The sequence below is a fragment of the Flaviflagellibacter deserti genome (assembly GCF_042652085.1).
GTDB classification, from domain to species: Bacteria; Pseudomonadota; Alphaproteobacteria; order Rhizobiales; family Methylopilaceae; genus Flaviflagellibacter; species Flaviflagellibacter deserti.
The window spans coordinates 79319-104128 of record NZ_JBHSJF010000003.1; the positions used below are offsets into that span (position 1 = coordinate 79319).

The 24810-nt window shown below is 63.4% G+C and carries 25 protein-coding genes; 19 read left to right on the forward strand and 6 right to left on the reverse strand.

Annotated elements, in window-relative coordinates:
- Positions 1 to 90: 90 nt before the first annotated feature.
- Positions 91 to 675 (reverse strand): TetR/AcrR family transcriptional regulator, encoded by a 585-nt coding sequence (locus tag ACFPFW_RS03515; protein WP_114957477.1) that lies wholly within the window; start codon positions 673 to 675, stop codon positions 91 to 93.
- Positions 676 to 791: 116 nt separating this feature from the next.
- On the opposite strand from ACFPFW_RS03515, the gene ACFPFW_RS03520 reads away from it, so the two are divergent.
- Both ACFPFW_RS03520 and ACFPFW_RS03525 read left to right on the forward strand, forming a co-directional pair.
- On the forward strand, positions 792 to 2027 hold the full coding sequence (locus ACFPFW_RS03520; protein WP_114957478.1) for an efflux RND transporter periplasmic adaptor subunit: 1236 nt from the start codon (positions 792 to 794) through the stop codon (positions 2025 to 2027).
- 32 nt (positions 2028 to 2059) lie between these two features.
- On the forward strand, positions 2060 to 5254 hold the full coding sequence (locus ACFPFW_RS03525; RefSeq protein ID WP_114957479.1) for an efflux RND transporter permease subunit: 3195 nt from the start codon (positions 2060 to 2062) through the stop codon (positions 5252 to 5254).
- Positions 5255 to 5286: 32 nt separating this feature from the next.
- On the opposite strand, the gene gntR is transcribed toward ACFPFW_RS03525, so the two are convergent.
- Positions 5287 to 6345 carry an HTH-type transcriptional regulator GntR gene (gene gntR / locus ACFPFW_RS03530; RefSeq protein ID WP_114957480.1) on the reverse strand — a complete coding sequence of 353 codons (1059 nt, stop codon included), beginning with the start codon at positions 6343 to 6345 and terminating at the stop codon, positions 5287 to 5289.
- A 184-nt stretch (positions 6346 to 6529) separates the two neighbouring features.
- Between gntR and ACFPFW_RS03535 the strand changes: the two genes are divergently transcribed.
- From ACFPFW_RS03535 to ACFPFW_RS03560, 6 genes are all read left to right on the forward strand, one after another.
- Positions 6530 to 7012 (forward strand): gluconokinase, encoded by a 483-nt coding sequence (locus tag ACFPFW_RS03535; RefSeq protein WP_114957545.1) that lies wholly within the window; start codon positions 6530 to 6532, stop codon positions 7010 to 7012.
- Between the two features lie 10 nt (positions 7013 to 7022).
- Positions 7023 to 7604 carry a TRAP transporter small permease gene (locus ACFPFW_RS03540; RefSeq protein WP_379769450.1) on the forward strand — a complete coding sequence of 194 codons (582 nt, stop codon included), beginning with the start codon at positions 7023 to 7025 and terminating at the stop codon, positions 7602 to 7604.
- Positions 7601 to 8878 (forward strand): TRAP transporter large permease subunit, encoded by a 1278-nt coding sequence (locus ACFPFW_RS03545; RefSeq protein ID WP_114957481.1) that lies wholly within the window; start codon positions 7601 to 7603, stop codon positions 8876 to 8878. Before ACFPFW_RS03540 ends, ACFPFW_RS03545 begins: the two co-directional genes overlap by 4 nt.
- A gap of 47 nt (positions 8879 to 8925) precedes the next feature.
- A complete protein-coding gene (locus tag ACFPFW_RS03550; RefSeq protein ID WP_114957482.1) occupies positions 8926 to 9927 on the forward strand; it encodes a TRAP transporter substrate-binding protein in 1002 nt (333 codons plus the stop codon).
- 94 nt (positions 9928 to 10021) lie between these two features.
- A complete protein-coding gene (locus ACFPFW_RS03555; RefSeq protein ID WP_114957483.1) occupies positions 10022 to 10393 on the forward strand; it encodes a DUF6152 family protein in 372 nt (123 codons plus the stop codon).
- A 7-nt stretch (positions 10394 to 10400) separates the two neighbouring features.
- Complete coding sequence (locus tag ACFPFW_RS03560; RefSeq protein WP_114957484.1) at positions 10401 to 10877, forward strand: DUF2214 domain-containing protein; 477 nt, start codon at positions 10401 to 10403, stop codon at positions 10875 to 10877.
- Here the strand turns inward: ACFPFW_RS03560 and ACFPFW_RS03565 are convergent.
- Entirely contained in the window at positions 10874 to 11071 is a 198-nt protein-coding gene (locus ACFPFW_RS03565) for a hypothetical protein (protein WP_114957485.1), read from the reverse strand. The two genes, ACFPFW_RS03560 and ACFPFW_RS03565, sit on opposite strands and share 4 nt — an antisense overlap.
- A gap of 300 nt (positions 11072 to 11371) precedes the next feature.
- Entirely contained in the window at positions 11372 to 11551 is a 180-nt protein-coding gene (locus ACFPFW_RS03570; protein ID WP_114957486.1) for a hypothetical protein, read from the reverse strand.
- Positions 11552 to 11743: 192 nt separating this feature from the next.
- On the opposite strand from ACFPFW_RS03570, the gene msrP reads away from it, so the two are divergent.
- On the forward strand, positions 11744 to 12688 hold the full coding sequence (gene msrP / locus ACFPFW_RS03575) for a protein-methionine-sulfoxide reductase catalytic subunit MsrP (protein ID WP_114957487.1): 945 nt from the start codon (positions 11744 to 11746) through the stop codon (positions 12686 to 12688).
- The gene (gene msrQ, locus ACFPFW_RS03580) at positions 12688 to 13320 is read left to right on the forward strand and encodes a protein-methionine-sulfoxide reductase heme-binding subunit MsrQ (RefSeq protein ID WP_114957488.1); all 633 of its coding nucleotides are present in this window, start codon (positions 12688 to 12690) and stop codon (positions 13318 to 13320) included. Before msrP ends, msrQ begins: the two co-directional genes overlap by 1 nt.
- A gap of 4 nt (positions 13321 to 13324) precedes the next feature.
- Here msrQ and ACFPFW_RS03585 read toward each other — a convergent pair whose 3' ends face one another.
- Both ACFPFW_RS03585 and ACFPFW_RS03590 read right to left on the reverse strand, forming a co-directional pair.
- The gene (locus ACFPFW_RS03585) at positions 13325 to 13453 is read right to left on the reverse strand and encodes a PepSY domain-containing protein (RefSeq protein ID WP_114957547.1); all 129 of its coding nucleotides are present in this window, start codon (positions 13451 to 13453) and stop codon (positions 13325 to 13327) included.
- Positions 13454 to 13695: 242 nt separating this feature from the next.
- Positions 13696 to 15861 carry a putative bifunctional diguanylate cyclase/phosphodiesterase gene (locus ACFPFW_RS03590; protein ID WP_114957489.1) on the reverse strand — a complete coding sequence of 722 codons (2166 nt, stop codon included), beginning with the start codon at positions 15859 to 15861 and terminating at the stop codon, positions 13696 to 13698.
- A gap of 218 nt (positions 15862 to 16079) precedes the next feature.
- On the opposite strand from ACFPFW_RS03590, the gene ACFPFW_RS03595 reads away from it, so the two are divergent.
- The 9 genes from ACFPFW_RS03595 (at position 16080) to ACFPFW_RS03635 (ending at position 24809) form a co-directional block, all read left to right on the forward strand.
- Positions 16080 to 16979, forward strand: a complete 900-nt coding sequence (locus ACFPFW_RS03595; RefSeq protein ID WP_114957490.1) for a hypothetical protein — start codon at positions 16080 to 16082, stop codon at positions 16977 to 16979.
- A gap of 12 nt (positions 16980 to 16991) precedes the next feature.
- A complete protein-coding gene (locus ACFPFW_RS03600) occupies positions 16992 to 17414 on the forward strand; it encodes an SET domain-containing protein (RefSeq protein ID WP_114957491.1) in 423 nt (140 codons plus the stop codon).
- Positions 17415 to 17422: 8 nt separating this feature from the next.
- The gene (locus tag ACFPFW_RS03605; protein ID WP_162799715.1) at positions 17423 to 18565 is read left to right on the forward strand and encodes an MFS transporter; all 1143 of its coding nucleotides are present in this window, start codon (positions 17423 to 17425) and stop codon (positions 18563 to 18565) included.
- A gap of 134 nt (positions 18566 to 18699) precedes the next feature.
- Positions 18700 to 18912 (forward strand): hypothetical protein, encoded by a 213-nt coding sequence (locus ACFPFW_RS03610; RefSeq protein WP_162799716.1) that lies wholly within the window; start codon positions 18700 to 18702, stop codon positions 18910 to 18912.
- Positions 18913 to 18999: 87 nt separating this feature from the next.
- Complete coding sequence (locus ACFPFW_RS03615; RefSeq protein ID WP_114957493.1) at positions 19000 to 19197, forward strand: DUF3606 domain-containing protein; 198 nt, start codon at positions 19000 to 19002, stop codon at positions 19195 to 19197.
- 136 nt (positions 19198 to 19333) lie between these two features.
- A complete protein-coding gene (locus ACFPFW_RS03620) occupies positions 19334 to 21046 on the forward strand; it encodes a Na/Pi cotransporter family protein (RefSeq protein ID WP_114957494.1) in 1713 nt (570 codons plus the stop codon).
- A gap of 78 nt (positions 21047 to 21124) precedes the next feature.
- Positions 21125 to 22171 carry a phosphate ABC transporter substrate-binding protein PstS gene (gene pstS, locus ACFPFW_RS03625; RefSeq protein ID WP_114957495.1) on the forward strand — a complete coding sequence of 349 codons (1047 nt, stop codon included), beginning with the start codon at positions 21125 to 21127 and terminating at the stop codon, positions 22169 to 22171.
- Between the two features lie 302 nt (positions 22172 to 22473).
- Positions 22474 to 23766, forward strand: coding sequence for an ABC transporter substrate-binding protein (locus ACFPFW_RS03630; RefSeq protein WP_379769493.1), 1293 nt, complete (start codon positions 22474 to 22476; stop codon positions 23764 to 23766).
- Between the two features lie 74 nt (positions 23767 to 23840).
- Positions 23841 to 24809 carry a carbohydrate ABC transporter permease gene (locus tag ACFPFW_RS03635; protein WP_114957497.1) on the forward strand — a complete coding sequence of 323 codons (969 nt, stop codon included), beginning with the start codon at positions 23841 to 23843 and terminating at the stop codon, positions 24807 to 24809.
- Position 24810 lies beyond the last annotated feature (1 nt).

Here is a 24810-nt window from a genome sequence, read left to right on the forward strand (position 1 = left end):
CTGTACGGGAAAAGGCTTGAGACGTGACAACAGGCGGCCCCCGGGAAAGCGCCGTTGTCGATCCGTCACATTACAGCTTGCTTACGGCCTTCAGGCCGCCGGGAGCCCGTTCATCGCGAACTTGGCGATCTCGTCCAGTTCGGCCTTGTCCGCGCCTGCCGCTGCCTGCACGCCCATGCCGGTCAGGACCGACATGACATAACGGGCCAGCCCGGCCGGACTGGTCGTGCCGGGGAGGTCGCCCTCGTCGGCCGCGCGCTGGAAGCGGTCGCGAAGCGCGATCTCGATGCGTTCGCGGCGATCGGCCAGGTCCTGCGCGATAGCCTCGCAACCCAAAGCTACGCCGCCGCGCATCACGAGCCAGGACGCCTGGTCCCCGTCCTCGCTATAGAGAAGGGCGGCGGTGGCGAAAATGCGCTCGACGGTCTCGCGGGCGGTCGGGGCGCTCAACGCCTCCTCCAGATATTGCACGCGCTGCTGGCCGTACCGATCTAGCACCGCACGGAAGAGCCCTTCCTTGCTGCCGAAGGCCGAATAGAGACTGGGCGAATTGATGCCCATCGCCTTTGTCAGCTCGGACAGGGAGGCGGCATCGTAGCCACGCGAGCAGAACACGGTCTGGGCGCGATCGAGCGCCTCACCGATGTCGAAACCGCGCGGGCGGCCCATTTTCATTACACGATCCTCCAAAATTCTTGCTCTTTTGTGATATTCGTTACATAAGTCCCTTGACGATTGGTTTCCAGACCCACATCTGTGTCGCTCGATACAAAAGTGCGGGTCCCACGATCATGGAAGACAATTCGTCCAACCGGCGCCGCCGGCTTCTCTCCCTCGCAACCGTTTCCGTTCTCGCTCTTTCCGGCGTAGGCGGCGTTTTCGCCGTCACCGAGCATAATGCACGCGCGAGCGATCCGGCTCCGGTGGCTGTGCCGGCCGTTCCGGTCTCGGTCGCAGCCGTCGAGCAGAAGGAGACGGCTTCCTGGGACGAGTTCTCCGGCAGGCTCGAGGCTGTGGAGCGGGTCGAGGTGCGCTCGCGCGTCTCTGGCGCGGTTCTGGCAGCCCACTTTAAGGAGGGCGCGCTGGTCAAGCAGGGCGATCTCCTGATCACCATCGATCCGGACCCCTATGAGGCCGAAGTTGCGCGCCAGAAGGCCGCCGTCTCGGCCGCCGAAGCCCGTGTCGACCTGACCAGGAGCGAGTTCGAGCGCGGCAAGCATCTCGTCGAGACCCGCTTCCTGTCGCAGAGCGATCTCGACCAGCGGACCAACAATTACAACGAGGCGCAGGCCAACGTGTTGGCCGCTCAGGCCGCGTTGAAGACCGCCCAGCTCAACCTCGATTACACACAAGTCCGCGCCCCGGTCTCCGGCCGCGTCGGCAAGATCGAGGTCACGCAGGGCAACCTCGTCGCCGCCGGCCCGGGCGCACCGGTGCTGACGACGCTCGTCTCGGTCGACCCGATCTACGTCCAGTTCAACGCCGACGAGGGTCTGGTCGGCGATGCGCTCTCCTCCATTCCCGCCGATCAGAGCGGAGTCCGCGATCTGTCGCGCATTCCGGTCGAGATCACCACGGCGACGACCGGCGACTACCGCACCCGCGGCACGCTGCAATTCGTCGACAACCAGGTCAATGTCGGCACCGGCACGGTCCGCATGCGCGCCGTCTTCGACAATCCCGACGGCCGACTGATGGCCGGCCAGTTCGCTCGCGTCCGGCTTGGCCAGGCGAAGGCTGAAGAGGCCATCGCCATCACCGAGCGCGCGATCGGTACCGACCAGGACAAGAAGTTCGTCATGGTCGTCGGCCAGGACAACAAGGCCGCCTATCGCGAGATCAAGATCGGCAAGGCCGTCGAGGGACTTCGCCTCGTGACCGCCGGCCTTAATCCAGGCGAGCGCATCGTCGTCAACGGCCTGCAGCGTGTCCGTCCGGGCGCGCTCGTCGAGCCCCAGCAGGTTTCCATGGATGGCCGTTCGGCCCTCAAGGAAACCGACAAGACCTCAACCTTCGCCGAGCGCTGATCGCCGGCACTTCCGATTGATCGGGTGGCACCGTGAACCTCTCCAAATTCTTCATCGACCGTCCGATTTTCGCGGGGGTCCTGTCCGTCCTCATCTTCGTGGGCGGACTGATCTCGATGTTCGCGATGCCGATCTCGGAATATCCGGACGTCGTCCCGCCGCAAGTCGTCGTCCGCGCCAATTATCCGGGCGCGAACCCGAAGGTGAACATCGAGACCGTCGCCACTCCCATCGAGGAGCAGGTCAACGGCGTCGAGGACATGCTCTACATGGCGAGCCAGGCCACGACCGACGGCCTTATGACGCTCACCGTCACCTTCCGTCTCGGCACCGACCCGGACAAGGCGCAACAGCTCGTCCAGAACCGCGTCTCGCAGGCGCTTCCCCGCCTGCCGGAAGAGGTGCAGCGCCTCGGCGTCACGACGATCAAGAGTTCTCCCGACCTGACGCTCGTCGTGCATCTGATCTCGCCCAACGGCCGCTACGACATGACGTATCTGCGTAATTACGCGGTGCTGAATGTTCGTGATCGGCTGAAGCGTATCGGGGGCGTCGGCGACGTCCAGTTGTTCGGCTCGGGCGACTACTCCATGCGCATCTGGCTCGACGCGCCGAAGGTCGCCGAGCACGGCCTGTCGGCAAGCGACGTCGTCGCCGAGATCCGGGCCCAGAACGTGCAGGCCGCGGCCGGCGTCGTCGGCGCGTCGCCAGGAGCGCCTGATCTCGACCTCCAGCTTTCCGTCAACGCCCAGGGCCGCCTCGCGACCGAAGAGGAGTTCGGCGACATCGTCGTGAAGACGGGCACGAACGGCGAAGTCGTGCGCCTGCGCGACGTCGCCCGTATCGAGATGGGCGCGTCCGACTATGCGCTGCGTTCGCTGCTGAACAACAAGGACGCGGTCGCGGTGCCGATCTTCGCGGCGCCGGGCTCGAACGCGATCCAGATCGCCGACAACGCCCGCGCAACCATGGAAGAGATCAAGCAGAACATGCCTGACGGCGTGGACTACGAGATCGTCTACGACACGACCCAGTTCGTCCGCTCGTCGATCGAAGCCGTCATCCACACGCTGCTCGAAGCCATCGTGCTGGTCGTCATCGTTGTCGTGCTGTTCCTGCAGACCTGGCGCGCCTCTATCATCCCGCTCTTGGCCGTTCCGGTGTCGATCGTCGGCACGTTCGCCGTCATGCACATGTTCGGCTTCTCGGTGAACGCGCTCAGCCTGTTCGGCCTCGTTCTCGCCATCGGCATCGTCGTCGACGACGCCATCGTCGTGGTCGAGAACGTCGAGCGAAACATCGAGGAAGGATTGTCGCCCCGCGAGGCGACCTACCAGGCCATGCGTGAGGTCTCGGGCCCGATCATCGCGATCGCGCTTGTCCTTGTCGCGGTGTTCGTGCCGCTCGCCTTCATCAGCGGCCTGACCGGCCAGTTCTACCGCCAGTTCGCGTTGACCATCGCGATCTCGACGGTGATCTCGGCGGTCAATTCGCTGACCCTGTCGCCTGCTCTGGCCGCGATGTTGCTGAAGGGCCACCACGCCGAGCCGGACCGGCTGACGCGGATCATGAACTTCCTGTTCGGCTGGCTGTTCAGCCGTTTCAACAAGGTGTTCGCGTTCGGCTCGAACGCCTATAGCGGCGGCGTCTCGCGGCTCCTTGGCCGCAAGACGATCATGCTGGCGGTCTATCTCGTCCTCGTCGGCGCGACCGTCTTCCTGTTCCGCGCGGTGCCGGGCGGCTTCGTGCCGGGCCAGGACAAGCAGTATCTTGTCGGCTTCGCCCAGTTGCCCGACGCGGCCACGCTTGACCGCACGGAAGAGGTGATCCGCAAGATGAGCGAGATCACGCTCGCCCAGCCGGGCGTCGACAACGCCATCGCCTTCCCCGGCCTATCGATCAACGGTTTCACCAACTCGTCGAACTCCGGCATCGTCTTCGTCGGCCTGAAGCCGTTCGATGAGCGCAAATCGCCGGAACTGAGTGGCAATGCCATCGCCTTGCAGCTGAACCAGAAGTTCGCCGGCATCGGCGAGGCCTTCATCGCGATGTTCCCGCCGCCGCCCGTTCAGGGCCTCGGCACGATCGGCGGCTTCAAGCTGCAGATCCAGGATCGCGCCGGTCTCGGCTATGCGGCGCTGGACGAAGCGGTGAAGGCGTTCCTCGCAAAGGCGGCGCAGGCACCCGAACTCGCCGGTCTGTTCTCGAGCTTCCAGGTCAACGTTCCGCAGCTTTACGCGGACGTCGACCGCACCAAGGCGCGCCAGCTCGGCGTTGCTGTCACCGACGTGTTCGAGACCATGCAGATCTATCTCGGCTCGCTCTATGTGAACGACTTCAACAAGTTCGGCCGCACCTATTCGGTGCGCGTCCAGGCCGACGCGCCTTATCGCGCTCGCGCCGAGGACATCGGCCGGTTGAAGGTCCGTTCGGCGAGCGGCGAGATGATCCCGTTGTCAGCCGTGCTGAACGTGCAGTGGAGCGCGGGTCCGGAACGGGCGATGCGCTACAACGGCTTCCTGTCGGCCGACATCAATGGCGGCGCCGCGCCCGGTTTCTCGAGCGGACAGGCGCAGGATGCGGTCGCGCGCATCGCCGCGGAGACCCTGCCGAAGGGCATCAGCTTCGAATGGACCGAGCTGACCTACCAGCAGATCATCGCGGGCAATTCGGCGATTTACGTCTTCCCGCTGGCGATCCTGCTCGTCTTCCTGGTGCTGGCCGCCCAGTACGAGAGCCTGGCGCTGCCGATCGCGATCATCCTGATCGTGCCGATGGCGCTGCTCGCGGCGATGTTCGGTGTCTGGCTGACGGCCGGCGACAACAACGTCTTCACTCAGATCGGCTTGATCGTCCTGGTGGGGTTGTCGGCGAAGAACGCCATCCTGATCGTCGAATTCGCGCGTGAGCTTGAATTCAACGGGCGGACTCCGGTCCAGGCGGCGATCGAGGCAAGCCGGCTGCGTCTTCGCCCGATCCTGATGACCTCACTCGCCTTCATCATGGGCGTCCTGCCGCTGGTCCTGTCGGTCGGCGCGGGCGCCGAGATGCGGCATGCAATGGGCGTCGCGGTGTTCTCGGGCATGATCGGCGTGACCTTCTTCGGTCTGTTCCTGACGCCGATCTTCTACGTGCTCGTCCGTCTTTTGAGCGGCAATCGCCCGCTCACCCAGCACGGCGAGCATATCCAGGTCGGACATTCGGCGGCCGCCACTCCTGCCGAATGACCGCAAGGGGGTCCGGGTAGCGTATCGACCCCCTATTGGGACAGCACGGGCCCCCCCGTGCTGTCCCGCACCGCCAATTCGTAGCCGATGTCGATGACCCGCTCGGGGATGTCGCGTCCGGTTATGGCATCCAGCACCATGCGGACCGACCGGTAGCCGATCTCGTAGCGAGGGGTGCGGACGCTGGTCAGCGGCGGATGGGCGGCCGCCATCATTTCGAGATCGTTGAATCCCGCGATGCCGAGCCGGCGCGGCACGTCGAGTCCCGAGCGCTGGCATTCGAACAGCGCACCCATCGCAAGGTCGTCATTGTTGCAGAACACGGCGTCGAGGTCGGGCGCGCGGGACATCAGATCGCGCAGCAGATCGCGGCCGAGCGAGACCGAGGACGGCGCGGGCGTCGTCGTGACCAGCGCCGGATCCACGCCGCCAAGCGGTTCCAGCGCGTCCCGATAGCCCTGCAGGCGGCGCTGCGAGCGCGGGTCCATGCGGGCGCCAATGAAGCCGATGCGGCGATAGCCGGCGTGCCAGAGATGCCGGACGATCTCCTCGGCGGCTTTGCGATGCGAGAAGCCAACCATCATGTCGACCGGGTCCGGGCCGCTTTCCATGATCTGAAGCACCGGACAGCCGGCGTTTTCGAGCGTCGCGCGGGCGGTCGGCGTCTGGTCGATGCCGGAGACGATCAGCGCCGACGGCCGCTGGCTGACGAACGTCGTCAGCAGCCGCTCTTCCTCGATGGGCGAATAGCGGCTGTTGCCGAGCTGGATCTGGTAGGAGCTGCCGTTGATGGCGTCGTACATGCCGCGCAGCACGTCGGCGAAGACATTGTTGGTCAGCGAAGGGATGATCACGCCGATGACGTCCGCCCGCGACGAAGCCAAGGCGCGTGCGTTCGGGTCCGGTACATAGCCCAGGGTGCGGACTGCTACGTCGATATTCGCACGAAGATCTTGCGAGACGCGCTGGGGATCCCGCAACGCGCGCGAGACGGTGATCGGGCTCACGCCCGCGAGCCTTGCGACGTCCGAGATCGTCGGCCGACCGGCGCCTCTGCGCTTCCGTCCAACGGATTGGCCTGAATCGCTCATATGACAGCGCTATCAAATCTGGAATGGTTCGGAAAGAGCGTTGAAAAGCACTGTTGACCGCCCTGAATGGTAGCGCTACCAATACCGTCAACGCGGCCAAGAACGCGGTGTGTGAGTACAGGGAGAACAGGTGGTGGAAGCCGTTTCGGCAGCGGCCACGCATGCCAATCCGATCGTCGTCGTGATGGGCGTCGCGAGCAGCGGCAAGTCCTCGATCGGACGTGCGCTCGCCGAGCGTTGCGGCTTTCCTTTCGTCGAGGGCGACGACCTTCATCCCAAGGCCAATGTCGAGCGCATGTCGAAGGGCATCCCGCTCGACGATACCCACCGCAAGGACTGGCTGGCGAAGATCGCCGAGATCATCGCGGATGCCGATGCCTCGACCGGCATGGTCGTGACCTGCTCGGCCCTCAAGCGCTCCTACCGCGACCAGCTCGCCGCCGCGAGTGACCGCGTCGTCTTTCTTCATCTCACCGGCAATCGCGGGCTGATCGAGGCGCGGATGGCGCACCGGCGCGGCCACTTCATGCCGACGAGCCTGCTCGACAGCCAGTTCGGCGATCTCGAACCGCCGCAGCCCGACGAGCACGTAATCACGCTCGATGTCACCGATGGGATCGACGATCTCGTCGGCCTCGCCCGCCAACATCTCAACCTCGCGTGCTGATCAAGGAACGATGATGGACAGCATCGCCGCAAAACTGGCCCGGATCGTCGAGTGGACCATGGGAATCCTGCTCGCGATCATGGTCGTCCTGATCTTCACCAATGCCGCGGGCCGATATCTGTTCTCTGCAGGTTTTGCCTCGGCCGAGGAACTCGGCCGCCTCGCTTTCGTCTGGCTGATCTTCCTTGGCGCCATTCTCGCCGTGCGCGAGCGCTCGCATGTCGGTATCGACATGCTGGTCCAGCGCTTCGGGCCGACGGGCAAGCGCATCTCGCTCGGCGCGATGAACCTCCTGATCCTCTATGCACTCTGGTTGTTCGGCAAAGGCAGCTGGCAGCAGACGATCATAGGCATGCAGAGCCATACTCCGGTCACAGGCATCCCGCTCGCGGTCTATGCGGTGGCGGGCCTCGTCTGCGCCGTCGCGATGACCGCCCTCTTCATCATCGACCTGTTCCGCCTCGTCACCGGTCGGGTGCGCGACGACGAACTGATTCAGGTCCGCGAGACGCCGAACCATGACGACGTTCTGCTCGCGACCAACGGCAAGGCGCATGTCGTCCACGCGCCGACGGAGAACCCGCAGAAATGACCATCGTCGTCTTCCTCGGTGTGCTCCTTGGCCTGATGGCGTTCGGCATGCCGATCGCCTTCGCCCTGATCCTCAGCGGCGTCGCGCTGATGTATCATCTCGATTTCTTTGACGCCCAGCTCGTCGCGCAGAACCTGCTCAACGGTGCGGACAATTTCCCGCTGATGGCGGTGCCGTTCTTCCTGCTCGCCGGCGAGCTGATGAATGCCGGCGGCATGTCACGGCGCATCGTCGATCTGTCGATCACCTTCTTCGGACATATCCGCGGCGGCCTCGGTTTCGTCGCCATCGGCACGGCTGTTCTGCTCGCCAGCCTTTCGGGCTCGGCCATCGCCGACACTGCGGCCGTCGCGGCGCTGCTGATCCCGATGATGAAGAACAACGGCTACAATCTGGAGCGCTCGTCGGGCCTGATCGCCTCCGCCGGCATCGTCGCGCCGATCCTGCCGCCGAGCATGTCCTTCATCATCTATGGCGTCGCCACCAACGTCTCGATCACCAAGCTGTTCATGGCCGGCATCGCGCCCGCTTTGATGATGGCCGCGACCCTGTTCGCGACCTGGGCTTGGGTGGCGCGCCGTGAGAACGTGCCAGTCCAGGCTCGCGCGTCATGGCCGGTCCGCCTGAAGGCGATCGGCAACGCGTTCTGGGCGCTGCTCATGCCGGTGATCATCATCGGCGGCCTGCGCGCGGGCGTGTTCACGCCGACGGAGACGGCCGTCGTCGCGGCGACCTACGCACTCGTCGTCGGCCTCTTCGTCTATCGCGGCCTCACCATTGCCGACCTGCCGAAGGTCTTCATCTCGGCGGCCAAGACGACCGCCGTGGTGATGTTCCTCGTCGCTTCGGCGATCTTCACCTCGTACATGATCACGCTCGCCGATCTGCCCGGCGAAGTGATCTCGCTGCTCGAGCCGATCCTCGACCATCCGAAGCTTCTGATGGCGGCGATCATGATCCTGCTGACGCTCGTCGGCACGGCCATGGACCTCACCCCGACGATCCTGATCCTGGCGCCGGTGCTTGCGCCGCTAATCGGCAAGGCCGGCATCGACCAGGTCTATTTCGGCGTGATGTTCGTGATGGTCGGCGCGGTCGGCCTGCTCACGCCGCCTGTCGGCACGGTGCTGAACGTCGTCTGCGGCGTCGCCGGAGTCAGCATGGAGGGCATCATTCGCGGCGTCTGGCCGTATGTCATCGCCTATACGGCGCTGCTCGGCCTGTTCGTCATCTTTCCCGAACTCATCACCGTGCCAGCCGGCTGGCTGCACTGATTTGGGATAACGCGCCGGGTTCAACCGGCAGGACAGGAGGAAGAACCATGAAACGGATCGTGACAGCGGCGCTGTTTCTCGCGCTGAGTACGGCGGCAGGCGCCGCGCAGGACGTGCAGACGCGGCTCATCCGCTTCGGCTACGGCCTCAACGAGGATTCCAACCAGGGCCGCGCGGTCCGCTATTTCGCCGAGGAGGTCAACAAGGCTTCCGGCGGCAAGATGAAGGTCCGCGCCATCGGCGCCGCGGCCCTCGGCCCCGACACGCAGATGCAGAACGCCCTCATGGGCGGCGCGCAGGAGATGATGGTCGGCTCGACCGCGACCCTCGTCGGTACCGTCAAGGAATTCGGCATCTGGGATACGCCCTTCCTCTTCAACAACGAGAAGGAAGCCGACGCCGTGCTCGACAGCCCGGTCGGCCAGAAGCTTCTCGACAAGCTGCAGGAGAAGAACCTCGTTGGTCTCGTCTATTGGGAGAATGGCTTCCGCAACCTCACCAACAGCCGCCATCAGGTGAAGTCGGCCGAGGACATGCAGGGCATCAAGGTCCGTGTGATGCAGAACCCGATCGCGCTCGACACCTTCAAGGCGGTCGGCTCGAACGCGGTTCCGATGGCCTTCTCCGAGCTCTTCACCGCGCTCGAGACCAAGGCGGTCGACGGCCAGGAGAACCCCTACACGACGATCCTGTCGTCGAAGTTCTACGAGGTTCAGAAGTACCTGACCGTCACCAACCACATGTACTCGCCCTGGATCGTCCTGGTGTCGAAGCAGTGGTGGGACAAGCTCTCGGCCGACGAGAAGAAGATCCTGATGGATGCCGCCATCGCCTCGCGGAAGTTCGAGCGTGAGGACACCCGTGCGCAGTCGACGAAGGCGCTTGAGGATCTGAAGAAGGCCGGAATGGACGTCTCGGTCCTGCCGGAATCCGAGATCGCCAAGTTCCGCGAGAAGTCGAAGAGCGTGCAGGAGACCGTCATCGCCTCGGTCGGCAAGCCGCTCTGGGACGAGGTCCAGGCCGAGATCGCCAAGGTCCGCGGTCAGTAATCCGAAGCCGCGATACGCCGACTCCCGCCGGCGTATCGCCCGCCATCGACATGCCGGACTTCCGTTCTACCTTGGTCGTAGATGGAGGTTCGTCATGACGAGCAGGCTTTTCGCGACGGCGTTCTCACTGGTTCTCATCAGTTCCCATGCCAGTGCACATCACGGCTGGTCCTGGGCCGAGGCGGATCAAGTCAATCTCGAAGGCACCGTCCAGGACATCTATATCGGCCCGCCGCATCCGACCCTGAAGGTCGCGACGTCCGATGGCGTCTGGACGGTCGAACTCGGCAATCCCAACCAGACCCAGCGCTCGGGTTTCGTCGAGGGGGCCGCCAAGAAAGGCGACCGGATCATCGCCCGCGGCAACCGCTCGCAGGACAAGGCCGAGAAGCGGATGAAGGCGGTGCAGATCACCGTCGGCGAGAAGCGTTTCGATATCTATCCGGACCGCATCAAGGCACAGTAATTCCTGCATGGAATTCCTGCAGGCTCTCTCGGACTGGCAGGTCGCAGCCGCGATCCGCCAGTCGCCCGTGCTCTATCCGCTGGTCAACGCGGCGCATATCCTGTCGCTGGGACTGGTGATCGGTGCCATCGCCACGCTGGACCTTCGGCTGCTCGGCCTTTTCCGGACTGCCTCGGTCGCCGAACTTGCGCCGCCGCTCTGGCGTGTCGCGGCCGTCGGAGTGCTGTTCGCGGTCATGACCGGGTTTCTCCTGTTCAGCGTCCGCGCCCCGAGCTATGCGGCGAATCCGGCCTTCATCCTCAAGCTCGCGCTCGTCGGCATCGGCCTGCTGAACGCCGTCGCGGTTCACGCCAACCCGCATTGGCGTCGAGCCCTGAATGGAGGCGCGGTTCATGGATCGATCCGCGTGTCGGCCGCCTTGTCGCTGCTGACCTGGACCGGTGCGATCTTCGCCGGTCGTTGGATCGGCTTCCTGCAGGACTAGATGGTCGGGACGAGTGCCTTGCCCATCCAGAACAGCGCGGTTCCGAGGAAGATGCCGAGCACGCAAGCGGCAGCCTGAATGCCGGCCTGCACCGTGAACGGTGTCTGTTCTTCCACTAACTCGCTGGTAACCCAAGGATCGTCGGACTCGATCGACTTGAGGTTGAACTGCGCTGGAGTGATGATCGGAACCATGTCTGTGCCGTTCGGAAACGTCTGGCGCTGACATTATCGCATTAGTTGCATCAAACGCGTTCCGAAAACTCGTAAAACTTTAAGGATCGAGCCGTCGTGTGCCTATTCGGGAAAGCTTCGCTTTACCGAGATTTCAGCTTCAGCCGAACTATCCCTATTAAGGCCGAGTTTGTCCGTTTCCGTTCGCAGCGGGAGCACGGAATGAACGACACCGAGATCATAAAGCTGGTCGCGTATGCCGGCGCCGTCGGAATCCTGATTTCCGCCGTCGCCTACAAGCTCATCTTCCATTGAGCGGATTTACCGCTCCTCACCGTCCAGGGCATGCTCGACAGCCGCGATCGTCAATTCGAGATCCGCGATCTTTCGAAGAGCATTGTCGGAGGGCAGGCAACCGGCATCGGCGGCGTGTTCGAGCAGGCGGCGCTGCTCGTCGGACAACAGCTTCACGAGCTGCTTGAGTTTCTGTTTGCTGGTCATCGAGACGGCATAGTTGTGGTGCCGCGGAATTGCTAGACTCACCTAGTAAATGAGCGTGTACGACGCACCATTCATTTGTCCGTGTTGCGGACGGGCACGCAACGGCATCGCGTTGACGAGAACGTGAAGTAACCTCCGTCACCCTCGCTACGTATCTGCGAGTGGGTTGGGCTGAGTTTTTGAGGGACTGACATGCTTTTCCGCCGTCCGAGCGATATCGCTCCGTCCGAGATCACGCCAAAGCACATCTTTCTGAACCGCCGCCAGATCATGGCGGGCGCGATCGGCTCCGCCGCAGCCATCATGCTTCCGGCGGTCTCGCATGCAGCATCGCTGCAGGTGACAAAGAGCCCGCTGTCGACCGACGAGCCGGCGACCTCGCTCGACGACATCACGAGCTACAACAATTTCTATGAGTTCGGCACCGACAAGTCTGATCCGAAGGCGAATTCGGGGACACTGAAGACCAAACCCTGGACGGTGAAGGTCGACGGCCTCGTCGACAAGCCCGGCGACTACCAGCTCGAAGACTTCATCAAGCCTTACGCGCTGGAGGAACGCGTCTATCGGATGCGTTGCGTAGAGGGCTGGTCCATGGTCATCCCATGGGACGGCTTCCCGCTGGCCGAGGTCCTCAAACAGGTCGCGCCGCAGTCTGCCGCAAAATACGTTGCTTTTGAAACCCTCGTTCGTCCCGCGGAAATGTCGGGACAGCGCGGCTTCCTGCAGGCGCTCGACTGGCCCTATCGCGAGGGCTTGCGGCTCGATGAGGCGATGCACCCGCTGACCATTCTGGCGACCGGCATCTATGGCGAGCCGATCCCGAACCAGAACGGCGCGCCACTCAGGCTCGTCGTGCCGTGGAAGTACGGCTTCAAGGGCATCAAGTCGATCGTCCGCATCAGTTTGGTCGATAAGCAGCCGCAGACCTCATGGAACATGCAGAACGCGCGGGAGTACGGCTTCTATTCGAACGTCAATCCGGCGGTCGACCATCCGCGCTGGAGCCAGGCGACGGAGCGGCGGATCGGCGAGGGCGGCATCTTCGCCAAGCGTCGGCCGACCTTGCCGTTCAACGGCTATGGCGACCAGGTCGCGAGCCTCTATTCCGGAATGGATCTTCGGACCTACTACTGATGCGCCTGACCGCTACCCAAGCGAAGTTCAGCGTCTGGCTGCTCTATGTCGTGGCGTTCTTGCCGGCGATCTGGATGGCCTGGCTGACCGTCAACGATGCGCTCGGCGCCGACCCGGTGCGGGAACTGGAGCATCGCCTCGGGCTCTGGGCCCTCAGATTCCTGATCCTCGCGCTCTGCGTCACGCCGATCCGCCAGCTCTTCCGCATTAATCTGCTGCGCTACCGCAGGGCGCTCGGCCTGTCGGCATTCTGGTATGCGCTGATCCACCTGCTCGTCTGGCTGTTCCTCGATCGCCAGCTCGAAATGCAGGCGATCGTCGCGGACATCATCAAGCGGCCCTACATTACGATCGGCATGGCCGCTTTTGCGCTCCTGATCCCGCTCGCGCTGACGTCGAACCGGTTCTCGATCCGCAAGCTCGGTGGAGCGGCCTGGGCCAGGCTGCACAAGCTCGCCTATGTGGCGACAGCCCTGGCCGCGCTGCATTTCGTGATGGTGGTGAAGTCCTGGCCGCCGGAACCTTTGATCTATTCCGCGATCGTCGCCACGCTGCTGCTCTTCCGCGCGGTCCAGGCCGCGCGGTTGAGGCGGCGGGCGGAACCAGCGCCGCTGCCTCGTCCCGCCCGCTGACGCATCAGTCGTCGTCGCGCTTGCTGCGGATCACTTCAGCCGTGCGCGGATCGACCTTGAGGTCGACGCGATGGCCTTCCGGCGCCGTCGTATCGATCTCGTAGAGGCCGTCATCGCTTTCGATCTCGGTGATGCGGGTGTTATCCGGTGGCTTCCAGCTTCGAGGAGACCGCGCTCGGGCTCAGCCAGTTGCTGCGATCGCCATGCCAGTCGTCGTCCGCGAGTGCCGGGACAGGACATCGTCGGTGGAACGATCGGCGATCCGCGCTCAATCAGAGGCTCGATCGTCTGGTCTCCGAAGCCGTACACGCCTTGACTGCGAACGCTGCCGTCCGGGCGGTGGAGCATGCCGCCCGATTGTGGTTGGTCTGACGACTAGCTGACGCGGCGAAGCGACGAGGTGTTTTCGACGACCGCCCCGGCGGGCGGAGCGGCCTCCAGCAGTTCGACGATCGAAGCGACCGGCGCCGGGCGCGACAGCAGGTAGCCCTGCAGGTATTCGCAGCCGCAAAGCCGCATCATCTGGGCCTGTTCGGCGGTCTCCACACCTTCGGAGACGACTTCGAGCTTCATGCTGTCGGCGACCGCGACCAGAGCGCGGACCAGGCCGATGCTTTCCGGATTGGTCGTCATCTCCTGCACGAACGAGCGGTCGATCTTGATGCGGTCGAGCGGGAAGGAGCGCAGAGCGCCGATCGACGAGAACCCGGTGCCGAAATCGTCCAGTGCCACGGTCACACCGAGCTTGCGGAGTTCCGCGAGCTTCCGGGCGGCGGCATCCGGATCGTCGATCAGGACGTTTTCGGTCAGTTCGATCTCGATCTGGTGCGGCTTCACGCGGTGGCGCTTCAGGATCTTCTGGAAACCCGCGGGATAGCTCGGGTCGCGGAGCTGCATCGGGGAGACGTTCACCGAGACACGCAGATCGGGCCAGTGGCGCATGTCCTGACAGACACGGTCGAGCACAAAGTCGCCGATGTCGCGGATCAGGCCGGACTCCTCAGCGGCTGCAACCAGCTTGGCCGGGGAGACATAGCCGAGCTCCGGCGAATTCCAGCGGATCAAGGCTTCGAGACCGGTCACCCCCATGTCGCTGGAGCGGGCGATCGGCTGGTAGAACACTTCGAGCTCGCCGGCTTGGAACGCATTCCAGAGATGGTTCTCGAATTGCTTCTTCTCGAGCGCGCCGGTCTCCATGGAAGACATGTAACCGAGCGGCTCGCGGACACCGTCGCCCTTGGCCTGGTACATCGCCATGTCGGCTTGGCGGATCAGTTCTTCCGCCTCCGCGTCGCCCGTTGCCGTGGTCGTGTAGCCGACCGCGCACGAGACATGGAATTCGACACCGCAAACGTTGAACGGAACCCCCAGGGCGCCGGACAGCATGGCCGCCACGCCGGCGACGTTCGCGGCGTTCACGCCGACAAGCGCCACCACGAACTCGTCGCCGCCGACGCGGGCGAGCAGGGAGCCGGCCGGTAGAACCTGGACGAAACGCTCGGCGATTTCCCGGACGAGCTGGTCGCCACCATGGTGGCCGACTGAATCGTTGACCCCCTTGAAGCCGTTGATGTCGAGATAGATGACGGCGAGTTCACCGCGTGAGGCGGCTTGGCGGCATTGCTTGGAGCCTAGCAGTTCGCTCAAACCCTTGCGGTTGGACAATCCGGTGAGGTGGTCGCGACGTGCCGCGATATTCGCCTGCTGCTCGCTCCACGACAGGGCGGATGCCAGGGTCCGGGCCCTGAAGCCGATCAGGAACATGGTCAGGGTGAACACGCCGAGTGCTCCGGCGAGCGGCATCGCCGCCGTCCGCAGCAGAGCCTCGCCAGGCTTCGGCGGTGTCCAGGTCAATTCAGCGATCGTCGCACCTGATGCGTCAGCCAGCGCAAACGAGTCCTGCCCGTCGATGGGGTCGTTGGAGACGTTCAGGTCCTGGAGCAGGAAGCTCCGGCCGAGTTCGCCGAGCCGCTCCTCGTTGAGATATTGCGCCATGATCAGCATGGGCATCGTCGATTTGTCGGAGCTGCCGGCCGTTTCGACAGGTGTGATCGGCGCGGCGCCGACCATCAGGACGCCGCTTGGCCCGCGGGCGAGGATCGTACGCGCTTGCGCCCGGTCCACCGGAACATTCCGCGTCACGTCCAGTGCGGTCTTGATGATGTCCTTGCTGACGATCGCGTCCGCCGCGTCGCCGCCTTCGAGAGCCCAGCCGTATTTGATCTCTCCTTCAGGGGAGACGATCACCAAGGCGTCGGCGATTTCGGTGCCTGTGATGCCGGTGCCGATGTTGGCGTCGATCCAGCCGCGGTCATCACGGTGATACGCCTGATAGGCTTCGTCCCACCAGGCATAGTCATTGGTCAGCGCTTCGAGTTTGTGCCGCGCGGAGGCCAGCCCCCCGGTCACCATGGTGCGGGTAGCCGACGCAGCCTCGATATCGTGCTGCTTCGCCATCCAGAATGTCATCAGGCCAACGGTCAGAAATGTGACCATGGCTCCGATCGCCAGGCAGATCGTGATTTGGCGCGTCAAACTCATGGCACCCCTCGACCTTGTGATCCTTTACACGACCGATCTTGCAGGCGCCTTTTAAGGTCTTCGCAAATCTTAGTTAATTTCGATTATTATTGTTAATCAACGGTTTACCAGTAGGGGCCGGCCTGACCCCGTTTGTATGCGATTGCCGCTAAGAGAGGTTTATGGTTTATAAAACGTTAACGTGATCGGTAGCGTGCGGGTCGGTCCAAATGTCGTCAATGAGTTCTGAAGCGACTCTCGGGCTGAATGAAGCCCCGGGTTGTCCCTTCCACGGCAGCGCCGACTTCGATTTCCAGAATTGGCTTCAGAAAGATCTGCTCTGTTCCGCGGGCAAGCGCGAGTTCAGGCACGGGCGCTATCAGCTTGCGCGTATCCGCAACGGACAGGAGCTGAAAGGCGCGATCGACAAGTTCCGCGATGCCGTGAAAGATCATTCCAAGACCGGCATGCTTTCGGTTCTCGATACGTGCGGCCGGCGTTTCGAGAACTCGTTCGAGGAATTGTCGGTGCTTGGCGATCTGATGTTCGAGGCGGGCCTGTGCTCGAGCGCGGAAGCGGTGGTCGACGGCGAGACCGTGGTGGTCGAGATCGAGACCGTCTGCCCGGTGACTGCGATCCCGACGGTCTACAGCTTCTTTCCCGTCGCGTTCTGCCAGAGCGCCGCCAATCCGGCGGACGAACTCTACGATCCGTCGCTCAGCGCGCCATTCACCGGCATCAACATGACCTCGGACGCCTTCGCCTTCGCGCTTCTCGTCCGCGACCAGTCGATCCGCCTCTATGGCGCTCCTCCGTCGGAGACGTGCGTGGACGCGAACCGCAAACTGTTCCATCACAGCGTGACGACATGGCAGAACATGTCCGCGAACACGATCTCGAGCTACAACAAGCGTTCGGCCTGCCCTGAGCGTGCGGTCCATCTCTCCGACGACCGCCGCAGCTGGTTCGCCGCCCACAACGATCCGGTCTTCGCTGAGCGGCGCAAGGAAGTGCACAGCCACGAAATGCCCGTCGTCTATGCGCAACGTCTGTGCGATATCTGGCTGTCCGCGTTGACCGATCGGCATATGCCGGCGGTGGGGCGGGAAGGACAGTCCGGCGGCGTTCTCGTCGGCTGAAACACGCGGTCTATGAGCTACACCAATTTCGACCTCGTCGAGGTCCGTACCATCGGGGCCGATCACAAGTCGATCTATGCGCGCCGGAGCATTCCCGACGGCACGCTGCTCGGTTGCTTCGACGGTGAGGCCATGGTCGCCGAACTCGCTGACCTGGAGACGCAGAAGGGCACCGACAGCTTCTTCTGGCGACAGTCGGTGCATCTTCGTATCGTCGGGACCCAGCTTCTGTACCTGCTCCCGGTCAAGGAGCCCGACGGCGTCGACTACCTCAATCACAATTGCCGGGCGAATGCTCGCGTCGAGGACCAACTTTATGTCTATGCCGCGCGGGAGATCGCGGCGGGCGAGGAGATCCTGGCCGACTATCGGACGTTCAATCTCGTCAGCGAGGACATTCCCTGCTGGTGTCCTGAACCGCGTTGCCTGATCTGATGGCCGGCATGCGTCTGTGGCGGGTCGCCGGTGTTCTCGCGCTCATCGCAATCGAGGCATTTCTCTACGGCTATACCTATCCGTATTTCTCGCTCGCCCTTGAAAAGATCGGCCTGGCGAACTGGCTGATCGGCCTCAACGCCTCGCTCGCGGGCGCCGGCATCTTCATCGTCGGCCCGTTCCTTCCGAACGCGATAAACCGCATCGGCCTCAAGACCATCGTCGCCGGCCAGTTCCTGCTGTCGCTTCTGTCCTTCGTCGCGATCCTGATGACCGAGGACGTGATCGTCTGGTTTATCGCGCGCTTCGTCATGGGAACGTGTTTCTCGACCCTGTGGACGACGACCGAGATCTGGCTGAACGGCGTCGTCAGCGACCGCCATCGCGGCCGTATCATCGGCGCCTCGGGCACCTTGTACGCTACCTGCCAGTTTCTCGGACCGGTCGTGCTGGGCCAGGTCGGCGTCGTCGGGGCAGTGCCGATCTGGACGGCGATCATTCCGCTGGCCGTGGGTGTCGCGCTCGCGACGGCGATTCCCTCCGCAGTCGGCGATGCCGAGGAGGAAGATCTCGGCGATCTCAAGGGCCTGAAACTGGCCTGGGCGCTTGCCGGCAGCATCATCCTGATGGGCTTCTTCGCCGGCGTCGGCGAGACGGCGCTGCAAAGCCTTCTTCCGCTCTATGGCCTTGCCCACGGTCTCGACGACGCCCAGTCCTCCTATCTCGTCGCCATTTTCAGCCTCGGCGAAGCGGTCCTCGTCGCGGTCCTCGGCTGGCTCGCCGACCGCTGGGGACGGAACGCGACGCTTCAGCTCTGTACCCTGCTCGCTGTCGCGACCATGCTCGCGCTCCCGCTCACAATGGGAATGCCGCTCGCCCGCGCACCGGTCCTGTTCCTCGCCGGCGGCGTAATCTCGGGCCTCTACACTCTGGGCGTCATCCTGATCGGGCAGGACTATCAGGGAACGCGCCTTGCGACCGTCTCGACCGGCTTCGCGATGGCCTATGCCGCCGGCTCAATCATCGGATCGACGCCAGTGGGCGCGCTGATCGACCTCGTCGGGCCGGAAGGCCTGCCGCTGTCGATCGCCGCGGGCTTCGGACTGCTCGGCGCCGGGGTCTTCATGAGGAAACGGCCGGCTACCGCCTGAGTGCCTCCACGCGAGTTCGCGCGGCTCCCTAGACCATCCAAACGCTTGCCGGATTCCTTTCCCGAACACGAAAATGTTCCTCGACACTCGCCGCAACCATTGAGAGCATCGGGTGCCTAGAGGGGGCTGAAGCCGTGATGGATGTGTCTGAGTTTCGTGACGAGAGTGAGCGTTTGGCGCGAGAGGCAGCGAGCGAACCGAACCCGATCATCAGGAAGATGCTGGAGACCCAGGCGATCTTCTTCAGCAGTGTCGCACAGGCCGAGGCGGCGGAAACCGATGCATCGATCTTCCAGGTGCGCCGGCTGATCCGCCGCGGTCCGGGGAACAGGCGGAGTGCCGCGTAGGGCGAAGACGGGTTCAAGACGTCGCGCCCGGGAACTTCCGAGGCCGTCCGTTGCTTTACGCAACGAGCGAACATTTGGAGCTTTCCGATGGGCGAGGACCCACTTCTTCGGCTCGAAGCCGAACGCACCTGCATTTCCGGTCTGGACGAATGCGAGGTCGCCGCCTTCGCACTCGACGCGGGTATTGCCCGCAGCCAAGTCTATGAGCTGATCAAGAAATACGGCAACGACCGCAAGACGCTGCTTGCTGCGGCGCAGAGACTGACCGATAGCAACCGGGCCTGAAAGGGCCCGACCCGGCTTGCACTGAACTAAGTCTCTAAGACTTTCGTCGTTAGCGCGTCACGGACCATCGTCAACCTCTCGTTAGGGATCGGCGCCGCACGGATGCTGGCAGCCGGCCGTCAACGAGGGGCGGGCTATGCAGGCCGATATCTTCAAGGACATTCTCGTTCCGGTCGTCGGAGGTTTGGGCATCTTCATGCTCGGCCTCGAATTCATGTCCAATGGCATCCAGGCTCTCGCCGTCAGCCGGATGCGAACGCTGCTCGGCCAGATCGCCGGCACCCCGATCAAGGGGGTGATGGCCGGCACCTTCATCACCGGCATCATCCAGTCCTCGACCGCGATGACGGTGATGGTGGTCGGCCTCGTCAATGCCGGCGTGCTGGGTTTGCGCCCGGCGATCAGCGTCATCATGGGAGCGAATATCGGCACGACGCTCGGCAACGGCCTGATCGCGCTGCCGCTCGGTCCTCTAGGACTTCTGCTCGCCGGCTTCTTCGCGCTGATCTATGTGTTCTCGAACAATCACAAGGTCCGCAACATCGCGCTGGCCTGCATCGGCTTCTCGCTCATCTTCTATGGCCTGAATTTGATGACCGGTGGCCTGCGGCCGCTGCGCTCCATGCCCGAGGTGATGGAGGCGATATCGAGCCTCAACGCCGATAATTTCACGGGACTGATCACCTGCGTGCTGATCGCAGCCGGCATCACGGCGATGATCCATTCGTCCTCGGCGACAATCGGCATCGTGATGGGTCTCGGCGCGGCCGGCGTCCTCGAGTGGCAGACTGCCGTCGCGTTTTCTCTCGGCGCCGATCTCGGTACCACGATCACGTCCTGGATCGCCTCGTTGAACCTGACCAAGAACGCCAAACGCGCGGCCTACGCTCATATCTCTTTCAACTTCATTGGCGTCGCGGTGATGCTGCCGCTGTTCTTCCCGTCGATGATCCTCCTGACCCACATCATGGGCTGGTTCGGCGGTGATCCAGGAGTCGCGCAGGTGGTCGACGGAAAGGAGATCTTCCCGCTCGTCCCGGTCGCGGTCGGCATCTACTCGACCTGCTTCAACCTCTTCAACACGGCTCTCCTCTTCCCCTTCGTCAGCGTGTTCGAGCGTGTTCTCCTGCGTGTCGGCCACGACGCGTCGGAGGACGTCGAGGACTATTCTCACGCCCGCTATCTCGATCCGAAGGATCAGGCCGATCCGAGTCGCGCGGTGCCGGCCGTGCAGAAGGAACTCGCCCGCTATCTCGACGCGGCGCGGCTGTTCCTCGACATCGGCCGCGGCAGCAAAACCGCGCCGAAGGATACCCGTGATCATTACTCCTCTACGGATATCCTGAGCCGCGAGATACGGACGTATACGGCAGGCATGTTCAGGCCGGAGCTGCCATATGCGCAGACAGACCTCGTCGCGAGCCTGATCGAGGAGGCCGACTTCACCGCGAGCCTGGGCGAGACGCTCTACCAGACTGCCCGTCGCGTCGAGCGCGAGAACTTCTCGACGGCCGGCCGCGCTCTTGCCGAAGTGGTGCTCGATAAGATCGCCGAGGCGATGACGGTTCTCGCCCGCGAGGCGGATGGCGAGACGGCAGTCGCCGCCGACGTGGAAACCCGCTTGCCCGAAATCGCGGTGTTGCGCGAGCAGTGCCTGAAGCTCGGGCCCGAACTTCCGGCGGCCGAGCGCGGCTCGCTGCTCGCGCTTCTCGGCAGCGCGGAGCGCGCCTTCGTGCTGATCGAACGTATCGATGCCGAGCGCCGCTCGGTGTCACGCACCGTTCGCCCGCGTCCGGTGGCCGAGACCGGCCCGGAACTGCCGCTCGCCGGCGCCCCGGTGCCAGCGTGATCGAGTGCCGCCTCTCCGGAGGCGGCCCGTTCGCTCTGACCAATATGTACGGCGCTGATCGCCGATTGGAGCACATCAATGAGGCTTGCTCTTCTCGCGGCCGCGGCCGCCGCCATTCTCTGCCTGTCGGATTCGCCGTCTGTCGCCCAGGGCGTTACCGGAGCGGGTTCGACCTTCGCTCATCCGGTGCTGAACCGCTGGTCGCAGGCGTATCAGAGGGAACAGTCCGACGCCGAATTCCAGCCTGTCGGATCGGGCCTCGATTATGAGCCGATCGGATCGCAAGCAGGCATCATGCGCGTGCGGGCGAGGGAAGTGGATTTCGGAGCGACCGACGTACCGCTCGGATCGAAGGAGCTGGAAACGCTGGGTCTCGTTCAATTCCCGATCGTTATCGGTGGCGTAGTCGCCGCGGTGAACGTCGGAGGCGTCGAACCCGGTCAGTTGAAACTCACGGGCGAGATCCTCGCCGACATCTATCTCGGCCGCATCAAAATGTGGTCGGACTCAGCGATCAAGACACTGAATCCCGAGCTGAAACTGCCTGATGTGGCGATCAACGTGGTTCGGCGTTCGGACGGTTCGGGAACCACCTATAATTTCACCGACTACCTCTCGAAGGTCAGCACCGACTGGCAGACCCAGATCGGCCGCGCCCTCTCCGTGGCGTGGCCGGTCGGTCTCGGCGCAAAAGGCAATGGCGGTATCGCCGACGCGGTGAAGGGCACGCTGAACTCGATTGGTTATGTCGAATTCGCGCAGGCGCAGAAATCCGGCCTGTCCTATGCGGCGCTGAAGAACCGTGCCGGGAATTTCATCGTACCGAGCCGGGACAGTTTTCAGGCTGCCGCGGCAAGCGTGGATTGGACCGCAGCCAGCGATTTCAACCTGCTGCTGACCGATGCCGCGGGCCCGGATGCCTACCCGATCGTCGCGACGACCTTCGTCGTGGTGTCGAATGCCAAACCGGCATCACGCGGCGTGCGTGCGACCCTCGACTTCTTCCGCTGGTCGCTTGAGAAGGGTGGGTCCGCGGCAGCCGAGCTCGGCTATGTGCCGCTGCCGCCTGCGCTCGTCGGGCAAATCAAGATCTATTGGGCGCGTTCGATCGGCGTCGAAGGTTAAGGTCCGAGGGCGAACGAGTTTCTGCGACTGACACGTCGGAACGGCGATTGTCGAAGGCCAGCTGGGCCTACCCGACCCGGTCAACCCGAACCAATTTTCTTCGGCAACGATCTCATCCACCGGGCGAGCGCGAAAAGCGCTTGACATGTTTAGTTATAAACTTCCTACTTAATTCGCTGAGCAGATCGTGACACACGGTCGCGAGCAGTGGATCAGAGGGTAAAAGCCCCCCGCTGTTGAACGCTCGGCAAGGGGAGGACGATATGAAAGTGCTTCTGCGTGCGGCGTTTGCCGCGAGCGGGATGTTGGCCCTTTGCCTGTCTTCAAACGGCGCGGCTGCCCAAGACAAATCCTTGACTCTATGCTGGGCCGCCTGGGATCCAGCCAACGCGCTCGTCGAACTGTCGAAGGATTTCACCGCCAAGAGCGGCATCGCGATGAAGTTCGAGTTCGTCCCGTGGACGAGCTATGCCGACCGCTTCCTCAATGAACTGAACTCGCGCGGTAAACTCTGCGACCTCATCATCGGCGACAGCCAGTGGGTCGGCGGCTCCGCCGAGAACGGCCATTACGTCAAGCTGAACGATTTCTTCGAGAAGGAAGGAATCTCGATGAACGACTTCGCTCCGGCGACGGTCGTTGGCTATTCCGAATGGCCGAAGAACTCACCGAACTATTGGGCACTGCCAGCGATGGGTGATGCGGTCGGCTGGACCTACCGCAAGGACTGGTTTGAACGGCCGGAACTGCGCGCGGAGTTCAAGACGAAGTACGGGCGCGAGCTCGATGTGCCGAAGACCTATGACGAGCTGAAGCAGATCGCCGAATTCTTCCAGGGCCGTATGATCGACGGCAAGAAGGTCTATGGAGCGTCGATCTATACCGAGCGCGGCTCGGAGGGCATCACGATGGGCGTGACCAACGTCCTCTACGATTACGGCTTCCAGTACGACAATCCGAAGAAGCCCTATGAAATGAAGGGCTTCGTGAATTCCAAGGATGCCGCCGCGGGACTCGAATTCTACAAGAGCCTTTATGACTGCTGCACCCCGCCCGGCAGCTCGGACGGCTACATGGCCGAAGGTCTCGATGCGTTCAAGTCGGGCCAGGTCGCCTTGCAAATGAACTTCTTCGCCTTCTTCCCCGGCCTCTACAAGGACCCGGCGGTCGGCGGCAAGCGCATCGGCTTCTTCGTCAATCCGGCCGGCCCCAAGGGCCATTTCGCCCAGCTCGGCGGACAGGGCATCTCGGTCGTGTCGTATTCGGACAAGAAGCAGGACGCGCTCGCCTACATCAAATGGTTCGCCGCGACGGACGTGCAGAAGAAGTGGTGGTCGCTCGGCGGTTATTCCTGCGCCAAGGCGGTGCTGGACGACCCGAGCTTCCCGGCGAGCGCTCCCTTCGCGCAGCAGTTCCTGGACTCGATGGCCATCGTGAAGGACTTCTGGGCCGAGCCTGCCTATGCCCAACTGCTCCAGGCGATGCAGCGCCGCACCCACGACTATGTAGTCGCGGACAAGGGTACCGCGCAGGAGGCGCTCGACCTGCTGGTCAAGGACTGGACCTCCGTCTTTGAGGAGGAGAACAAGCTCTAGACAGAGCTTCCGGCAATCATCGCGCCGGGCCCGCCCGGCGCGATCACCGCCTTGTTCCTTGTGACGAGAGAGCGATGACCGAAGCGTCCACGACTTCGAGACCGGGCCTGGTGGAACAGGTGATCCGGCGCCACCCAGACCCGGTGTCCGTACGGTTCAGGGGGCTGTCCGACCGGACCATTGCCTGGCTGTTCATCTCGCCGACAATCGTTCTGCTGCTGGCGATCAACCTGTTTCCGCTGCTGTGGACGGTCTACCTTTCGTTCACGAATTACCGCGCGAACCGGCCGAACGCCGAACTCCGCGGAATGGGCACGACCTATTACGAGCAGATCCTCAGCGATCCCGATGTCTGGGAATCGATGCAAGCGACCGCGCATTTCGTGATCGCGACGATCGCCATCGAAACGGTGCTCGGCTTCGCGATCGCCTATCTGATCGACCGGAAGTTCCGTGGACACGCCTTCTGGACGACGGTGATCCTGATCCCGATGATGCTGCCGCCGGCCGTCGTCGGAAACTTCTGGAAGTTCCTGTACCAGCCGCAGAACGGCCTGTTCAATGCGATCGTCGCCCCGGTGCTCGGGGTGTCGCCCGGTTCGTTCCAGATGCTTGGCGACGTGCAGCTCGCACCCTGGTCCATCATCATCGTCGATGTGTGGATGTGGACGCCTTACGTCGTGCTGATCTGCCTCGCCGGGCTGCGTTCCATTCCCGACTATCTGTACGAGGCCGCGGAAGTCGATCGCGCGTCGCCGTTGCGCCAGTTCTGGTCGGTCACCCTGCCGATGGCGCTGCCGTTCATCATGCTCGCGGTGCTGTTCCGCGGCATCGAGAACTTCAAGATGTTCGACCTTGTGAACCTGCTCACCTCGGGTGGGCCCGGTTCGACGACCGAGGTTGCCTCGATCACGCTGAAGCGCGCCGCGTTCGAAAGTTGGCGGACGGGCTATGCATCGGCGCTCGCCGTCATCCTGTTCGTCACGGTATTCGGGCTCGCGAACATCTACGTGAAAGCCCTCAACCGAGTGAAGCAGCGGTAGG

What these genes read in the sequence shown, in the direction of transcription:
- ACFPFW_RS03515 (WP_114957477.1), bottom strand. Translation starts at nt 675, where the DNA reads ATGAAAATGGGCCGCCCGCGCGGTTTCGACATCGGTGAGGCGCTCGAT.
- ACFPFW_RS03520 (WP_114957478.1), top strand. Translation starts at nt 792, where the DNA reads ATGGAAGACAATTCGTCCAACCGGCGCCGCCGGCTTCTCTCCCTCGCA.
- gntR (WP_114957480.1), bottom strand. Translation starts at nt 6,345, where the DNA reads ATGAGCGATTCAGGCCAATCCGTTGGACGGAAGCGCAGAGGCGCCGGT.
- ACFPFW_RS03535 (WP_114957545.1), top strand. Translation starts at nt 6,530, where the DNA reads ATGGGCGTCGCGAGCAGCGGCAAGTCCTCGATCGGACGTGCGCTCGCC.
- ACFPFW_RS03540 (WP_379769450.1), top strand. Translation starts at nt 7,023, where the DNA reads ATGATGGACAGCATCGCCGCAAAACTGGCCCGGATCGTCGAGTGGACC.
- ACFPFW_RS03545 (WP_114957481.1), top strand. Translation starts at nt 7,601, where the DNA reads ATGACCATCGTCGTCTTCCTCGGTGTGCTCCTTGGCCTGATGGCGTTC.
- ACFPFW_RS03550 (WP_114957482.1), top strand. Translation starts at nt 8,926, where the DNA reads ATGAAACGGATCGTGACAGCGGCGCTGTTTCTCGCGCTGAGTACGGCG.
- ACFPFW_RS03555 (WP_114957483.1), top strand. Translation starts at nt 10,022, where the DNA reads ATGACGAGCAGGCTTTTCGCGACGGCGTTCTCACTGGTTCTCATCAGT.
- ACFPFW_RS03560 (WP_114957484.1), top strand. Translation starts at nt 10,401, where the DNA reads ATGGAATTCCTGCAGGCTCTCTCGGACTGGCAGGTCGCAGCCGCGATC.
- ACFPFW_RS03565 (WP_114957485.1), bottom strand. Translation starts at nt 11,071, where the DNA reads ATGGTTCCGATCATCACTCCAGCGCAGTTCAACCTCAAGTCGATCGAG.
- ACFPFW_RS03570 (WP_114957486.1), bottom strand. Translation starts at nt 11,551, where the DNA reads ATGACCAGCAAACAGAAACTCAAGCAGCTCGTGAAGCTGTTGTCCGAC.
- msrP (WP_114957487.1), top strand. Translation starts at nt 11,744, where the DNA reads ATGCTTTTCCGCCGTCCGAGCGATATCGCTCCGTCCGAGATCACGCCA.
- msrQ (WP_114957488.1), top strand. Translation starts at nt 12,688, where the DNA reads ATGCGCCTGACCGCTACCCAAGCGAAGTTCAGCGTCTGGCTGCTCTAT.
- ACFPFW_RS03590 (WP_114957489.1), bottom strand. Translation starts at nt 15,861, where the DNA reads ATGAGTTTGACGCGCCAAATCACGATCTGCCTGGCGATCGGAGCCATG.
- ACFPFW_RS03595 (WP_114957490.1), top strand. Translation starts at nt 16,080, where the DNA reads ATGAGTTCTGAAGCGACTCTCGGGCTGAATGAAGCCCCGGGTTGTCCC.
- ACFPFW_RS03600 (WP_114957491.1), top strand. Translation starts at nt 16,992, where the DNA reads ATGAGCTACACCAATTTCGACCTCGTCGAGGTCCGTACCATCGGGGCC.
- ACFPFW_RS03605 (WP_162799715.1), top strand. Translation starts at nt 17,423, where the DNA reads ATGCGTCTGTGGCGGGTCGCCGGTGTTCTCGCGCTCATCGCAATCGAG.
- ACFPFW_RS03615 (WP_114957493.1), top strand. Translation starts at nt 19,000, where the DNA reads ATGGGCGAGGACCCACTTCTTCGGCTCGAAGCCGAACGCACCTGCATT.
- ACFPFW_RS03620 (WP_114957494.1), top strand. Translation starts at nt 19,334, where the DNA reads ATGCAGGCCGATATCTTCAAGGACATTCTCGTTCCGGTCGTCGGAGGT.
- pstS (WP_114957495.1), top strand. Translation starts at nt 21,125, where the DNA reads ATGAGGCTTGCTCTTCTCGCGGCCGCGGCCGCCGCCATTCTCTGCCTG.
- ACFPFW_RS03630 (WP_379769493.1), top strand. Translation starts at nt 22,474, where the DNA reads ATGTTGGCCCTTTGCCTGTCTTCAAACGGCGCGGCTGCCCAAGACAAA.
- ACFPFW_RS03635 (WP_114957497.1), top strand. Translation starts at nt 23,841, where the DNA reads ATGACCGAAGCGTCCACGACTTCGAGACCGGGCCTGGTGGAACAGGTG.